At 72.8% G+C, this 14,159-nt stretch carries 14 protein-coding genes; 3 read left to right on the plus strand and 11 right to left on the minus strand.

Going from position 1 to position 14,159, the window contains the following annotated elements:
* Window positions 1–25 precede the first annotated feature (25 nt).
* Entirely contained in the window at window positions 26–265 is a 240-nt protein-coding gene (locus tag Sru01_RS04945; protein WP_203982641.1) for a hypothetical protein, read from the plus strand.
* An 88-nt stretch (window positions 266–353) separates the two neighbouring features.
* On the opposite strand, the gene Sru01_RS04950 is transcribed toward Sru01_RS04945, so the two are convergent.
* Window positions 354–1,589, minus strand: a complete 1,236-nt coding sequence (locus Sru01_RS04950) for an MFS transporter (protein ID WP_203982642.1) — start codon at window positions 1,587–1,589, stop codon at window positions 354–356.
* A 59-nt stretch (window positions 1,590–1,648) separates the two neighbouring features.
* On the opposite strand from Sru01_RS04950, the gene Sru01_RS04955 reads away from it, so the two are divergent.
* Window positions 1,649–2,647: an ArsR/SmtB family transcription factor gene (locus Sru01_RS04955; protein WP_239136920.1), complete on the plus strand. Its 999-nt coding sequence runs from the start codon at window positions 1,649–1,651 to the stop codon at window positions 2,645–2,647.
* A gap of 87 nt (window positions 2,648–2,734) precedes the next feature.
* Here Sru01_RS04955 and Sru01_RS04960 read toward each other — a convergent pair whose 3' ends face one another.
* Window positions 2,735–3,673 (minus strand): RpnC/YadD family protein, encoded by a 939-nt coding sequence (locus Sru01_RS04960; protein ID WP_203982643.1) that lies wholly within the window; start codon window positions 3,671–3,673, stop codon window positions 2,735–2,737.
* Window positions 3,674–3,911: 238 nt separating this feature from the next.
* Window positions 3,912–5,336 carry a type I glutamate--ammonia ligase gene (gene glnA / locus Sru01_RS04965; protein ID WP_203982644.1) on the minus strand — a complete coding sequence of 475 codons (1,425 nt, stop codon included), beginning with the start codon at window positions 5,334–5,336 and terminating at the stop codon, window positions 3,912–3,914.
* A 143-nt stretch (window positions 5,337–5,479) separates the two neighbouring features.
* Here glnA and Sru01_RS04970 point away from each other — a divergent pair, with 143 nt between their 5' ends.
* Window positions 5,480–5,941 carry an RDD family protein gene (locus Sru01_RS04970; RefSeq protein WP_203982645.1) on the plus strand — a complete coding sequence of 154 codons (462 nt, stop codon included), beginning with the start codon at window positions 5,480–5,482 and terminating at the stop codon, window positions 5,939–5,941.
* A gap of 9 nt (window positions 5,942–5,950) precedes the next feature.
* Here Sru01_RS04970 and Sru01_RS04975 read toward each other — a convergent pair whose 3' ends face one another.
* The 8 genes from Sru01_RS04975 to lpdA all read right to left on the minus strand — a co-directional run bounded on the left by Sru01_RS04975 (window position 5,951) and on the right by lpdA (window position 14,014).
* Window positions 5,951–6,751: a class I SAM-dependent methyltransferase gene (locus tag Sru01_RS04975; RefSeq protein WP_203982646.1), complete on the minus strand. Its 801-nt coding sequence runs from the start codon at window positions 6,749–6,751 to the stop codon at window positions 5,951–5,953.
* Entirely contained in the window at window positions 6,751–7,377 is a 627-nt protein-coding gene (locus Sru01_RS04980; RefSeq protein ID WP_239136922.1) for a DUF4191 domain-containing protein, read from the minus strand. Before Sru01_RS04980 ends, Sru01_RS04975 begins: the two co-directional genes overlap by 1 nt.
* Window positions 7,378–7,516: 139 nt before the next feature.
* Window positions 7,517–8,446, minus strand: coding sequence for a lipoyl synthase (gene lipA, locus Sru01_RS04985; protein WP_203982648.1), 930 nt, complete (start codon window positions 8,444–8,446; stop codon window positions 7,517–7,519).
* A gap of 63 nt (window positions 8,447–8,509) precedes the next feature.
* Window positions 8,510–9,244, minus strand: coding sequence for a lipoyl(octanoyl) transferase LipB (lipB, locus tag Sru01_RS04990; RefSeq protein ID WP_373869484.1), 735 nt, complete (start codon window positions 9,242–9,244; stop codon window positions 8,510–8,512).
* A 21-nt stretch (window positions 9,245–9,265) separates the two neighbouring features.
* Complete coding sequence (locus tag Sru01_RS04995; protein WP_203982649.1) at window positions 9,266–10,003, minus strand: Type 1 glutamine amidotransferase-like domain-containing protein; 738 nt, start codon at window positions 10,001–10,003, stop codon at window positions 9,266–9,268.
* 88 nt (window positions 10,004–10,091) lie between these two features.
* Window positions 10,092–11,015, minus strand: coding sequence for a TIGR01777 family oxidoreductase (locus Sru01_RS05000; RefSeq protein ID WP_203982650.1), 924 nt, complete (start codon window positions 11,013–11,015; stop codon window positions 10,092–10,094).
* Between the two features lie 95 nt (window positions 11,016–11,110).
* Window positions 11,111–12,604, minus strand: coding sequence for a 2-oxoglutarate dehydrogenase, E2 component, dihydrolipoamide succinyltransferase (gene sucB / locus Sru01_RS05005; RefSeq protein ID WP_203982651.1), 1,494 nt, complete (start codon window positions 12,602–12,604; stop codon window positions 11,111–11,113).
* A gap of 30 nt (window positions 12,605–12,634) precedes the next feature.
* Window positions 12,635–14,014 carry a dihydrolipoyl dehydrogenase gene (gene lpdA, locus Sru01_RS05010; protein WP_203982652.1) on the minus strand — a complete coding sequence of 460 codons (1,380 nt, stop codon included), beginning with the start codon at window positions 14,012–14,014 and terminating at the stop codon, window positions 12,635–12,637.
* Window positions 14,015–14,159: the final 145 nt, after the last annotated feature.

The raw sequence follows: 14,159 nt of genomic DNA on the forward strand, positions 1-14,159 counted from the left end.
GAACTCATCAACACGATATATCGTGATGTTGAGGTCATGGCCGGATTCGCAGTGGCCGGCCGGCCGGTCCCCGGCGGGTCGCCCACCGGCCCCCTACCCCTACCTGGAGGACACCATGGCCGCCAAGCGCAGCCTCCTGCACGAGCTCATCAACGTGGTGAGCAAGCTCTCCTCGGAGATCGTCGGCCGGCCCACCAGCCCCGGCCCGGTCGTCGACCCCGAGCGGCACCCGCATCCCGTCAACCGTCCCCGCCGCCCCCGCTGAGGCGGGGTGGCGCTCACCGGGACGGGCGTCCGCGCAGGGGCACCGGATCGGCGACGTCCCGCCATCGGACGGGCCCGCCGGCGTGATCTCATGACCCGAGGTCGCGCCGCGCCCGGCGTGGCCGGGCGGGCGACAGCGTCCGCCAGGACATCAGGACGGCGGTGGCCGAGGCCGCGCCCGCCAGCGTGATCACCAGTTCCGGGGCCAGGATCTCGCCCAGCGCGCCCCCGGCCGCGGCGGTCAGGCCCTGCAACGTCATCGTCCCGGTCACCAGCAGGCCGAACGCCTGGCCGCGCCAGGTCTCCGGCACCGCGGCGAGGAATCTGCGAGCCAGCCCGAGCTGGTAGGCGACCCCGAAACCGGACACCGCCATCAGGACGGCCGCGTATCCCGGCGCGGGACGCAGCACGAACCACAGCAACGGCAGTCCGAGCGCGAGCGCGAGCGGGCCGGCCAGCCGCTCCCGGCCCGCCGGGCTCACCAGCCGGCCGACGATCAGGTTGCCGGCGAACATCCCGGCGGCGACCGCGGCGAACAGCGGACCGGCCGCGTCCGGCGCGCCGGCCCGCGCGGCGTAGGGGACCAGCACGCCCTCGGCGCCGACCATCAGCGCCGGTGCCGGCCAGTGCGCCACCAGCAACGCCCGGATCGCGGGCCGGCGCAGCAGCGCCCGGTTGACCCGCCAGGTCTCGGTGACGCCGGCCGAACCCCCGGTGCGGCGGGGCGGGTAGGGGGAAAGGCGCAGCCGCAGCAGGGCCGCCGAGCCGAGGCAGGTCGCGGCGGTGATCCACAGCGCGCCCGGCGCGCCGACCGCGGCGATCAGTACGCCGCCGGCGGCGAAGCCGAGCACCTGCGTGCCGCCGGCCGCCATGGAGAACACCGCCCGGCCGAGCACGTAGCGGTCGCCGTCCAGCAGGTCGGGCAGTAGGGCGGTGCGCGACGCGGCCGCGACGGCGCTGGGCAGCCCCGTGACGAACACCAGCACCAGCATGGCCGGTACCGGCAGCAGGCCGGCGGCCAGCACGGCGCTCACCACGGCGCGCAGCATCTCGTAGCCGATCATGACTGCGCGCGGCGGCCAGCGGTCGGCGAAGGCCAGCAGCAACGTGCCGCCCAGGGCATAGGGCAGGAAGCCCGCCGCGTAGGCGAGCGCCGACATCAGCGGCGACCCGGTCACCGCGTAGACGGTCACCGACAGGGCGAGCATCCGCACCGTCTCACCGGCCAGGAAGAGCGTGTAGCCGCCGAACAGCACGCGGAACTGGCCGACGGCGAACACCTCGCGGTAGGTGGCCGGGCGTGCCGCGACGGGCGCAGGGGTCATGGCCGACAGCATCACGGCGGCCCGGCCACGCTGACTATGCTTTCGGGTGGAGGCGAAACGTGCTGGCCATCGAGGTGGGACCGGTCGACGTGGCGCGCACCCGCTACGCGATCTCGCCGCTGGGCGAGGCGATGCAGGCGCTGCGCGTCGCGGCCGGCGTGCAGGCCGCCGGCCCGCTCCGGCCGTGGGCCGAGCGCATCACCCCCCGGTACCAGCGGTTGCGCCGGCAGGCGCCCGCGGTCGACGCGCTGACCGCGCTCTTCCGCCGCGGCGCCTACAACGCCGACTTCATCCATCCGCCGCCGGCGGGCGCCGGCGGTGACTTCGCCGCCGAACTGGCCGCGGTGCGCGCCACGCCGCTGCGGCGGGCGCGACTGGAGCTGGCCCGCAATCTGGCGGGGCTGCGGACACCGCCGCGCCAGGTGCGGCGCATTCTCGACGCGCCGGACGTGGTGAACCGCCTCGCCGACGCGATCGAGGCGAGCTGGCGGGAGCTGGTCGAGCCGGACTGGCCCCGGCTGCGGGCGGTGCTGGAGCGTGACCTGGTCCGCCGCGCCGGGCACCTGGCGATGTACGGCTGGGCGGCCGCGCTGTCCGATCTCGATCCGCGGGTGCGCTGGCGCTCCGAGGGGCAGGCCGGGACCATCGAGGTGCGCACCGGCTCGCGCACCGAGTGGGAGCGGCACCGGCCGGCCGGCCAGGGCCTGCTGCTGATGCCGACGGTGTTCGGCACGCTGATCAACTACGTCGAGCCGCCGTGGCCCTACGCCCTGGTCTATCCCGCCCGGGGCATCGCGGACCTGCTCGCCCCGGCGGCGCGCGCACCGGGCGGCGGGGCGCTGAGCCGGCTGGTCGGCCCGCGCCGCGCGGACGTGCTGCGCGCCCTGGACGTGCCCGCGACGACGACGCAGCTCGCGGCCCGGCTCGGCCTGAGCCTGGGCACCATAGGCGGCCACCTGGCGGTGCTGCGCGAGGCCGGCCTGGTCACCCGCACCCGCGCCGGCCGGTCCGTCCGCTACGAGCACACCCCGCTCGGCGCCGCCCTGGCCGCCGGTTGACGGCGACGGGCCCAAACCATCTGATAGCGGTAGAAAGGCCACCCGAGGGCCCGAGAGCCGGCCGGTGGCCTTCTACGCTGGACGAGGTCAGTCGAAGATGTCGTCGGCCGACTCGACCGTGACCGCCCGACGGATCCAGGTCTCCAGCAGGGCCAGGTCGGTGCAGCCGTCGATGCGCCCGCGCGTCTCCGGGGAGATCTCCAGCCCGCGGGTGTCGAGCACCGCCAGGATCGCCGCGGCCTCCCCCCGAGCACGCCCCTGCTCCAAGCCCTGCTTGAGGCCCTGCTTGAGGCCCTGCTTGAGGCCCTGTTCGAGGCCCTGTTCGAGGCCCTGCTCCACCCAGTGGGACAGGTAGTGCCGGGCGATGCTCTCGTATTCCTGGCCTGTCGCGGTCAAGATCTCCTCCAGGTGCTTGCGCGCTACCGTCGGTAGCACGGCGAACACGTAATTCAAATATAGCTTGGCGCGATCCTCGTCAAGGGTGTCCAGCCCGGCCAGCAACGCCTCCAGGGCGGGGCCGGCCTCGGCGTGCTCGGCGTGCGCGGTGGCCGAGAGCACCGCCAGTTCGGGGCAGGCGCGTGCACGAGTCGGATCCGTGATCAGCGGGATCGAGCCGGGATGCACGGCCAGCGGGGTCACGACCCCGCGCGGCCCGAGGTGGATGGCCTGCTCGCACCAGCGGGCGAGCGCCGGATCCGGGCAGATGACCATGAGTGCGGCCGGGCACTCCCATCGGGCTCGAATCGCCGCGAGGTAGACGGGCCAGGTGAACCGTTTGCGTGCGTCGTGCCGGTTCTGAACTTCCACGATCAGTGCCAGCTGGGGGTCACCCGCCGCGTCGCGGAGCACCACTGTCGAGTCGGCGCGATACTCCACCGGGATCGGCTGCGTGCAGTCCGCTGCTTCCACGGTCGCGGAGCTGAACGAGGGGAGCTCGATGTCGGTCGCCTGGCGTAACAGCTCCACCGCGGTCATCGGACGGTTGTGGATGAGCTGGATCGGCATCTCGTGAGTGAGTCCGGGCACGACAAGTACATTACCAAGAGTAGGTGACTCTTTACTCTCGGTTGTCGATTCTCGTGCCCGGCTCTCGATCGATCCACGGCTCGATCAGACACGCGCGGCACGGTTGTTCGCGCGCCATCCGGGGAGAGGCGCACGCGAAAGGCCACCGGCGGTGCCCGGGGCGCCGGCCGATGGCCTCTCTGGTGGGACGGGTGCGTCGCCGGGCCCACCACCCGGAGGGCGGCGGATCAGGCAGGGGTCACACGTCGTAGTAGAGCTCGAACTCGTGAGGGTGCGGGCGCAGCCGGATCGGGTCGATCTCCTGGGTGCGCTTGTAGGCGATCCAGGTCTCGATCAGGTCCGGGGTGAACACGCCGCCCTCGAGCAGGAACTCGTGGTCGGCCTCCAGGGCGGTGAGCACCTCGGCGAGCGTGCCGGGCACCTGCGGCACCTGGCCGGCCTCCTCCGGCGGCAGCTCGTAGAGGTCCTTGTCCACCGGCTGCGGCGGCTCGATCTTGTTGCGGATGCCGTCCAGGCCGGCCATCAGCTGCGCGGCGAACGCGAAGTACGGGTTGCAGGACGGGTCGGGCACCCGGAACTCGATGCGCTTGGCCTTCGGGTTGGACCCGGTGATCGGGATCCGGATGCAGGCCGAGCGGTTGCGCTGGGAGTAGACCAGGTTCACCGGGGCCTCGTAGCCCGGCACCAGGCGGTGGTAGGAGTTCACCGTCGGGTTGGTGAACGCCAGCAGGGCCGGCGCGTGCTTGAGCAGGCCGCCGATGTAGTGCCGCGCCATGTCCGACAGCCCGGCGTAGCCGACCTCGTCGTAGAACAGCGGCTCGCCGTCCTTCCACAGCGACTGGTGGCAGTGCATGCCCGAGCCGTTGTCACCGAAGATCGGCTTGGGCATGAAGGTGACCGTGTGGCCGTACTCCAGCGCGGTGTTCTTGATGATGTACTTGTACAGCATCAGGTTGTCGGCGGTCTTGAGCAGCGTGCCGAACTTGAAGTCGATCTCGGCCTGGCCGGCGGTGCCGACCTCGTGGTGCTGCATCTCGGTGTCGATGCCGGCCTCGATCAGGCGGCGCACCATCTCCGACCGCAGGTCGGTGAAGTGGTCCATCGGCGGCACCGGGAAGTAGCCGCCCTTGTAGCGCGGCTTGTAGCCCAGGTTGCCGCCGTCCTGGGCCTTGCCGGTGTTCCAGGCGCCCTCGATCGAGTCGATGTGGTAGTAGCTCTCGCTGGCGCTGCTGGAGAACCGCACGTCGTCGAAGATGTAGAACTCGGCCTCCGGGCCGAAGTAGCACGTGTCGGCGATGCCGGTGCCCTTGAGGTACTCCTCGGCCTTGCGGGCCACGTTGCGCGGGTCGCGGCTGTACGCCTCGCCGGTCAGCGGGTCGTGGACGAAGAAGTTGATGTTGAGGGTCTTGTGCTGCCGGAACGGGTCCAGCACGGCGGTCGACGGATCGGGCAACAGCAGCATGTCCGACTCGTGGATCGCCTGGAACCCCCGGATCGACGAGCCGTCGAACATCAGGCCGTCGGAGAAGACACCGGCGCCGAAGTTCTCCACCGGGAAGGTGAAGTGGTGCGTCGTGCCCGGCAGGTCGGTGAACCTGACATCGACGAACTGCACTCCCTCGTCCCTGATGTACTTCAGGACGTCGTCGGCGGAGCTGAACATCCAACCTCCCAAGGGCACGAATTTGCAGATTGACCGTAGGCCTGTGCCGTTTCTGCCCCATGTCCCGTTTGTTTCACGGATGTTAATGGGGGGAGGGTGAGCCCGGTCGAGGGCCGAGTGGACCTCCCGATATGTTACCCGCTATGAGCAAGCAGCCCCGATGGACGCAGACGTGGCTCGGCGGGCCCCGGGCCGCCGCCGGTGTCGATCTCGGCTATCCGGGGCAGCGGCTCGGCCTCCCCGAGACCGGCCCCGGCTCGGTGGGCCGGTTCGGCCGCCGGATCGGCGCGCTGCTGGTCGACTGGCTGCTGTGCACCTGGGCCATCGCCCGCGGCCTGCTGGGCGCCGATCCCCGCACCGCCTCCTGGGTCGGCATGGGGGTGTTCGCCGTCGAGTACATCGTGCTCGTCGGAACCATCGGCTCCACCCTGGGCATGATGGTGTTCGGCATCCGGGTGGCCGGCGTGTCCGGCGGCCGCCCGCCGCTGGTCTCGGTGGTGATCCGTACCCTGCTGCTCTGCCTGGCGGTGCCGGCGCTGATCTACGACCGCGACCAGCGGGGCCTGCACGATCGCGCCGCCCGCACCATCGTGCTGCGCCGCTGAGCCGGCCGGTCAGGCCCGCGCGCAGGAGAAGATGGCGGTGCCGGGCAGGTGGCGGCCGCGCAGCGGGCTCCACCCGCCCCACGCCCGGTCGTGCCCGGCCGGCCACTCCGGCTCGGCCAGCCCGGTCACCGCTAGCCCGGCGGCGACGATGGCGCCCACCCAGTCGCCCATCGTGCGGTGATGTTCCACGTACGCCGGCTCGCCGTCCTGGTCCACCTCGACGTAGGGAGACCGGTCGAAGTAGGACCGGTCGGCGGTCAGCCCGCGCGGGCCCGGATCGTCGGGGAACGCCCAGCGCACCGGGTGGCTGACCGAGAACACCAGCCGCCCGCCGGGCCGCAGCACCCGGCGCACCTCGGCCAGCACGGCGCGCGCGTCGGCGACGAAAGGCAGCGCGCCGAACGCCGAGCAGGCCAGGTCGAAGCTCTGATCCGCGAACGGGATGCGCCCGGCGTCGGCCTGGACCACCGGCAGCCGCAGGGCGGTGTGCTCGTCGATCCGCCGCGAGTGCCGCAGCTGCCGCAACGACAGGTCGAACGCCGCCACCTCGGCGCCCTGGGCGACCAGCCAGCGGCCGCACTGGCCGGCCCCGCAGCCGATCTCCAGCACCCGCCGGTCGCGCACCTCGCCGAGCAGCCGGGCGTCGGCCTCGTCCAGGCCCTCCGGGCACCACACGAACCGCGCGTCGCCCAGGAAGTCGCCGTGCTCGGCCTGGTAGTCGTCGGCGGCGGCGTCCCACCAGCGGCGGTTCGCCCGCGCCGAGGAGCCGGCGGTGACCCGCCGCCGGGCGACACCGGAGGCGCCGGCCATCACCTGATCTTGCCGCGGGGCATGCGCGCCCCCCGCGGCATCGGGCCCTTCGGCATCGGCAGCGTCTGCGGCAGGGCGCGGAGCCGGTAGTTGACCTCCGAGACCGCCGTCTTCTTCAGATTGCGCGGCAGCTTCATCAGGTGGCGCTGCAGTTTGGCCAGCGGCACCTGTCCCTCGCCGTCGCCGCACTGCACGTCGTACACCGGTACGTCGATCGCCACCCGCTGCACGCGCTTCTTCTCCGCCACCAGCATCCGCTGCACCCGGGCGCCCGGGCCCTCCGACACCAGCACGATGCCCGGGTAGCCCACCGCCCGGTGCACCACGTCCTGGTCGCGGGTGACCGCCACGTGCGGGGTCACCTGCCAGTTGCCGCGCATGCTCTGCAGGATGGCCGCCGCCGCGCCGGGCTGCCCGGCCAGCAGGGAGTACTGCGCGCGCTGCGCCAGCTGGCCGAACACGACCATGCCGACGGTGAGGGAGACCATCACCCCGAGGATGATCAACTGCCAGACGAGGCCGGTCACCAGCCCGAGCACGACGAACACCGCCAGCGTGGCCACGGCCGACGCGACGACGATCGGCATCCCCTTGGGGTTGGCCTTCTGGATGATCTGAGCGATCATGCGGAGCTGCTTGACGCGCCCCGGGCGCTCTGGGTCTGCGGGCTTGTTCGCCATGGTTAAAGGATACAAATCCCTAGCGCGAGTGAGGAAAACGTGACCTGATGGGGGACCGGACCGTGACCCGGTCCGGCCGGCGCGGTCAGGTGGTCTGCCGGGCCTCGACGGCCTGCCGGTAGAGCCGGCCGGCGCGGTAGGACGAGCGCACCAGCGGCCCGGACATGACCCCGGCGAAACCGATCTCCTCGGCCTCCCGCTGCAGCTCGCCGAACTCCTCCGGCTTGACCCAGCGGTCCACCGGGTGGTGGCGCGGCGTCGGGCGCAGGTACTGGGTGATGGTGAGCAGGTCGCAGCCCGCCTCGCGCAGGTCGCGCATCGCCTGGACGATCTCCTCGCGCTCCTCGCCCATTCCGAGGATGAGGTTGGACTTGGTGACCAGCCCGGCCTCGCGGGCCATCGAGATCACCCGCAGCGAGCGGTCGTACCGGAACGCCGGGCGGATGCGCTTGAAGATGCGCGGCACGGTCTCGATGTTGTGCGCGAACACCTCCGGCCGGCTGGAGAAGACCTCGGCCAGCTGGTCGGGGCGCCCGTTGAAGTCGGGGACCAGCAGCTCGACCCCGCAGCCGGGCACCTCCTGGTGGATGCGCCGCGCGGTCTCGGCGTACAGCCAGGCGCCGCCGTCGGGCAGGTCGTCGCGGGCGACGCCGGTGACGGTGGCGTACCGCAGCCCCATCTGCACCACCGACTCGGCCACCCGGCGCGGCTCGTCCCGGTCGTACTCGGCCGGCCTGCCGGTGTCGATCTGGCAGAAGTCACAACGCCGCGTGCACTGGTCGCCGCCGATGAGGAAGGTCGCCTCCCGGTCCTCCCAGCACTCGGAGATGTTGGGACAGCCGGCCTCCTGGCAGACCGTGTGCAGGCCTTGGTCCTTCACCAGGGATTTGATCTCGGTGAAGTTCGGCCCGTTCCGCAGCCGGGTCTTGATCCACGGAGGCTTGCGCTCGATGGGGGTCTGGCTGTTGCGCACCTCCAGGCGGAGGAGCTTTCGGCCTTCAGGAGCAACGGTCACGCGTTCCAGCTTACGTCGCCGCCGCGGCCGGACCGGACACCGGCCCGGCGGTGGTGGCGCGGCTCACAGCCGGCCGGAGAGCAGGTCCTCCTCCTGCACCTCCAGCGGCTGCGCGCCGAGCGCCTCGGCCAGGCGCTTCTCGGCGAACGGCAGCACCTCGTCGACGGTGATGCGCCGCCCGGTCTCGGCCGACAGCGAGGTCACGCCGGCGTCGCGGATGCCGCACGGGACGATGCGGTTGAACCAGCTCGGGTCGTTGGCGCAGTTGAGGGCGTACCCGTGCATCGTCACGCCCCGGGCGACCCGGATGCCGATCGCGCCGAGCATGCGGTCCGGCAGGCCGCTGGCCGCGTCGCCGCGCGCCCACACCCCGCTGTGCCCGGCCACCCGGCCGGCCGGCACCCCGAAGTCGGCGCACACCTGGATCAGGGCCTCCTCCAGCAGCCGGAGGTAGGCGATCACGTCGATCGTCTCGGTCAGCCGGACGATCGGGTAGCCGACCAGCTGCCCGGGACCGTGCCAAGTGATCTTCCCGCCGCGGTCGACGTCGATGACCGGCGTGCCGTCCGCCGGCCGCTCCTCGGGGCGGGTGCGCCGGCCGGCGGTGTAGACCGGCGCGTGCTCCAGCAGCAGGCAGGTGTCGGGCAGGGCGCCCGCGACGCGCCGCGCGTGCACCTGGTGCTGCAGCTCCCACGCCTGCTCGTAGGGGACGTCGACGCCGAGCCGGACGAGGGCCAGCCCGCCGGCCCGGCCGCCCGTGGTCGTCTGCTGGTCAGCCTGGTCGGCGCGCTCGCTCACGGGGATCAGCCTAACGCCCGGTCACGCCGTCAGCAGGCGAGGTTCGACGCGGAATTCCTTCACGCCCGCGTCGCCGTCCCGCTCGATCCGGTAGGCGAACCCGCCGGGGTCGACCGAGACCGCCTGGATGAACTCGCCGCCCACGTAGTGCAGCGCGACCCCCTCGTCGGCGGCGTATCCGTCGGGCAGCTCGCCGGAGGCGACCGACTCGTGCAGCAGCGTGCGGCGCTGCGGGTCGGAGTTGTAGTGGACGCCGCACGAGTAGGGCACCAGGGCGAGGCCCTCGGCCCACGGGCGCAGCGCCGGCCCGAAGGAGTCGGTGTTGCCGCCCACGTGCCAGCACAGCGCGCCCGCGCTCTGCCCGCTGAGCACCACACCGGCCCGCCACGCCTGCTCGAACGCCTCGGCCAGGCCGTGCAGCCGCCACAGCACCGCCAGGTTGGCCACGCTGCCGCCGCTGACGTAGATGACGTCCTGGGAGAGGATCCACTCGCGCGGGTCGGGGACGTTCGGCTGCGGGAACAGCGCCAGGTGGCTCACCTCGGCGTCGAAGGCCTGGAACGCGGCGTACATCTTCAGCAGCCACGGCTGGTCGTCGCCGAGCGCGGTGGCCAGCAGGCCGAGCCGCGGGCGGTCCTGCCCGGTCAGGTCCAGCGCGTATCGCAGCAGGCCGGACGGCTCCATGGTCCCCTGCCGGGCACCGGGGCGGAACGAACCGCCGCCGATCGCCAGGATGTGCGACTGGCCGAGCCTGTTCATGATCTCTCTCCTGTGCGTCGTCGAGGTGAGGCATGCTCATGGACCGGCGGATCGAGCCGCGGCTTACTCCCCGTTCGCCGGACGGCACCTAGAGTATGGCGGCCAGTGCTTCCTCGACCCCGGGATGCCGGAACCGGTATCCGCTGTCCAGCAGGCGGCGCGGGAGCACCCGCTGGCCGATCAGGACGCCCTCGTCGGCCAGCCCGCCGAGCGCGGCCCGCAGCGCGAACGCCGGCACCGGCACCGGCAGCGTCGGGCGGTGCAGCGCGCGGCCCAGGGCCTTGGTGAACTCGGCGTTGGTGACCGGCCCGGGGGCGGTGAGGTTCACCGGGCCCGACACCTCGGGCCGCCGCCGCAGGTGCGCGATCGCGCCGAGCCAGTCGTCCAGGGAGATCCACGAGGTGTACTGGCGGCCGGAGCCGAGCGGCGCGCCGAGGCCCGCCCGGAACACCGGCAGCATCTTTCCCAGGAAACCGCCCGCGGCGGTGAGCACGTGCCCGGTGCGCAGGTGCACCACCCGAACGCCCGCCCGCTCGGCGGGCGCGGTCTCCGCCTCCCAGGCGCGCACCAGGCCGGCGAGCCACTGGCCGGGCCGCCGGTCGCCGGCGCCGCCCGGCGACGTGACGTCGGCGGACTCGTCGACCTCGCGGTCGCCGGTGTCGCCGTAGACGCCCATCGCCGACCCCGACAGCAGCACCTGCGGCGGACGCTCCAGGGCGGCGATCGCGGTGGCGATGGTGCGCGTGCCCGACACCCGGCTGTCCACCAGCTCGCGGCGGTAGTCGTCGGTCCAGCGCCGGTCGGCGATGCCCGCGCCGGCCAGGTGCACCACCGCCTCGGCGCCGTCCAGCACGCCCGGGTCCACCACCCCGCCGGCCGGATCCCAGAAGGCCTCGTCCGCGGCCTCCGGGCGGCGGCGAACCAGCCGGACGACGGGGGTGCCCTCCTCGCGCAGCGCGCGGACCAGAGCCGACCCGATGAGCCCGGACGAGCCGGTGACGACGACTGTCATGCCGTCACCCTATGCCGCCGGGCCGGCGGCGTCCGGCCGGGAAGCGGGCGGGGCGCCCCGGCGTGTCCGCCGGAGCGCCCCGTCAGCGTGGTGGCTCAGGCCAGGCCGAGCTGGGCCTCGAAGCGGCCCTCCTCCAGCCGGCGCTTGACCGTGGTGAGGAACCGGGCGGCGTCCGCCCCGTCCACCAGGCGGTGGTCGTAGGTCAGCGCCAGGTACACCATGGAACGGACCGCGATGACCTCGCCCTCGGGGGTGTCCACCACGACCGGCCGCTTGACGACCGCACCGGTGCCGAGGATGGCGACCTGCGGCTGGTTGATGATCGGCGTGTCGAACAGCGCGCCGCGGCTGCCGGTGTTGGTCAGGGTGAACGTGCCCCCGGACAGCTCGTCCGGGCTCACCTTGTTGGTGCGGGTGCGCTCGGCCAGGTCGGCGATCTTGCGGGCCAGCCCGGCCAGGTTCAGGTCACCGGCGTCCTTGATGACCGCCGAGGCCAGGCCGCGCTCGGCGTCGACCGCGAAGGCGAGGTGCTCGTGGTCGAAGTAGGTGACCTCGTTGGTCTCGCTGTTGATCACCGCGTTGAGCTTCGGGTGCTGCTTGAGCGCCTCGACCGCGGCCAGCGCGAAGAACGGCATGAAGCTGAGCTTGACGCCCTCGCGCCGCTGGAACTCGGCCTTGGCCCGCTCGCGCAGCCGGGCGATCTTCGTGACGTCCACCTCGACCACCGAGGTGAGCTGCGCGGAGGTCTGCAGCGACTCCATCGTGCGCTTGGCGATGGTCTGCCGCATCCGCGACATCTTCTCGGTGCGTCCGCGCAGCGTGGTGTCGGCCTGCACCGGCTCGGGGGCCGCGGCCGGTGCGGCGGCGGCCGGCTGCGGTTCGGGCTGCGCGGCCGGGGCCGGCCGCTCCTGGGCCTGGGCGGCCTGCTCGCGCTGGGCCCGGGCCGCCTCCAGCACGTCCTGCTTGCGGATGCGGCCGCCGACGCCGGTGCCGGTCAGCGCGGACAGGTCGACGCCGTGCTCGGTGGCGAGCTTGCGCACCAGCGGCGTGACGTACGGGCTCTCGCCGCCGGCGGGCGCCGCGGGCGAGATCGGCGAGGCCGGCGCGGCCTCGGCCTGCTGCGGCTCGGGCTGCTGCGCCGGCGGGCGCTGCTGCGGAACCTGCTGCTGCTGCGGCTGCTGCTGCGCCGGCTGCTGTCGCGGCTGCGGCGGCTGCGGGATCGAGGACGCCGGAGCCTGCTGCTGCGGCTCGGCCGCCTTGGCCGGTTCGGGCTCGGGCTCGGGCTCCGGCTCGGGCTCCGCCTCGGCCTGCTCCTGCTCCTGGGGCTCGGCCTGCGCGGGCGCGGCCGAGCCGTCCCCGTCGATGACGGCGAGTTCGGCGCCCACCTCGACGGTCTCGTCCTCGGCCACCACGATCTTGGTGAGCACGCCCGCCGACGGCGAGGGGATCTCGGTGTCGACCTTGTCGGTGGAGACCTCGAGCAACGGCTCGTCGGCCTGGACCTGGTCGCCTTCCTTCTTGAGCCAGCGGGTGACGGTGCCCTCGGTCACGCTCTCGCCGAGCTGGGGCATGGTTACGGAAACCGGCATGGTGTCTTCTCTCGCGTTTCCTGTGAGGGCTTAGTTATGGACGTGCAGGGGCTTGCCGGCAAGGGCGAGCATCGCCTCGCCGACGGCCTCGGACTGTGTCGGGTGCGCGTGGATCAGCTGGGCCACCTCGGCGGGCAGGGCCTCCCAGTTGTAGATGAGCTGCCCCTCGGTGACGAGCTCACCCATCCGCCGGCCCACCATGTGCACCCCGAGCACCGGACCGTCCTTCTGGGCGATCACCTTCACGGCGCCCTGGGTGCCGATGATCTGGCTCTTGGGGTTGCCGCCGAGGTCGTAGACCAGCTCGGTGATCTCCAGGCCGCGCTCGCGCGCGGTGGCCGAGGTGATGCCGACCGAGGCCACCTCGGGGTCGGAGTAGGTGATGCGGGGCACCCCGGCGTAGTCGATCGGCGCCGGGTCCAGGCCGCCGATGTGCTCGGCGACCAGGATGCCTTCGGCGAAGCCGGCGTGCGCCAGCTGCAGGGTGGGGATCAGGTCGCCGACGGCGTAGACGCCCGGGACGGTGGTGCGGCAGAACTCGTCGACGACCACGGTGCCGCGCTCGACGGTGACGCCGGCCTCCTCGAAGCCCATGCCCGAGACGACGGCGCCGCGGCCCACCGCCACCAGCAGCAGCTCGGCCTCGAGCGTCTTGCCGCCCTGAAGCGTGACCACCACGCCGGTGCCTGTCGTCTTGACGCCCTCGAAGCGGACGCCCAGCTCGTACTTGATGCCGCGGCGGCGGAAGGCGCGCTCCAGCAGTTTGGAGCTGGACTCCTCCTCCAGCGGGAGCAGGTGCGGCAGCGCCTCCACGATGGTCACCTCGGCGCCGAACGACCGCCAGACCGACGCGAACTCGACGCCGATGACACCGCCGCCGAGCACGACCACCGAGGACGGCACCCGGTCCAGCCGCAGGGCGTGGTCACTGGTGATCACCCGGTCGCCGTCGACCTCCAGGCCGGGCAGCGACCGGGGCACCGAACCGGTGGCGAGCACGACGTTGCGCCCCTCGACGGCCTGGTCGCCGACCACGACCCGGCCCGGGCCGGCCAGCCGGCCCTCACCTTCGATGATCGTGACGCCGCGGCTCTTCAGCAGGCCCTGGACGCCCTTCCAGGCCCGGTTTACGATCTTGTCCTTGAAGGCGTGTACGCCGGGCATGTCCACGCCCTCGAAGGTGGCCCGCACGCCCACGCTCGCGGCCTCGCGGGTCTCGTCGGCGACCTCCGCCGCGTGCAGCAGCGCCTTGGTCGGGATGCACCCCCGGTGCAGGCACGTGCCGCCGATCCGGTCCTTCTCGATCAGTGCGACGGAAAGGCCGAGCTCGGCCGCCCGTAGCGCGCAGGCGTAGCCGCCGCTGCCGCCGCCCAGGACGACGATGTCGTAGGGGCCGCTGCCATCAGCCACTGGAAAGCTCCTTGTCGGGTCGGTGGGCCCTGCGGGCCGGGGCGCGTGCGATCAAGCGGAGCGGCCGGCCTGCCCAACTGCATCTTTTCACTTGTCCGGCTCGGGTGTGACGCACCGGGCGGCGCGCACCGCGCGACCGGCCCGG

Source organism: Sphaerisporangium rufum (assembly GCF_016863395.1).
GTDB classification, from domain to species: Bacteria; Actinomycetota; Actinomycetes; order Streptosporangiales; family Streptosporangiaceae; genus Sphaerisporangium; species Sphaerisporangium rufum.

Excerpts from the sequence above, each read along its gene's own strand:
- Sru01_RS04945 (WP_203982641.1), top strand. The coding sequence starts at position 26 with ATGTTGAGGTCATGGCCGGATTCGCAGTGGCCGGCCGGCCGGTCCCCG.
- Sru01_RS04950 (WP_203982642.1), bottom strand. The coding sequence starts at position 1,589 with ATGACCCCTGCGCCCGTCGCGGCACGCCCGGCCACCTACCGCGAGGTG.
- glnA (WP_203982644.1), bottom strand. The coding sequence starts at position 5,336 with ATGTTCAGCTCCGCCGACGACGTCCTGAAGTACATCAGGGACGAGGGA.
- Sru01_RS04970 (WP_203982645.1), top strand. The coding sequence starts at position 5,480 with ATGAGCAAGCAGCCCCGATGGACGCAGACGTGGCTCGGCGGGCCCCGG.
- Sru01_RS04975 (WP_203982646.1), bottom strand. The coding sequence starts at position 6,751 with ATGGCCGGCGCCTCCGGTGTCGCCCGGCGGCGGGTCACCGCCGGCTCC.
- Sru01_RS04980 (WP_239136922.1), bottom strand. The coding sequence starts at position 7,377 with ATGATCGCTCAGATCATCCAGAAGGCCAACCCCAAGGGGATGCCGATC.
- Sru01_RS04995 (WP_203982649.1), bottom strand. The coding sequence starts at position 10,003 with ATGAACAGGCTCGGCCAGTCGCACATCCTGGCGATCGGCGGCGGTTCG.
- Sru01_RS05000 (WP_203982650.1), bottom strand. The coding sequence starts at position 11,015 with ATGACAGTCGTCGTCACCGGCTCGTCCGGGCTCATCGGGTCGGCTCTG.
- sucB (WP_203982651.1), bottom strand. The coding sequence starts at position 12,604 with ATGCCGGTTTCCGTAACCATGCCCCAGCTCGGCGAGAGCGTGACCGAG.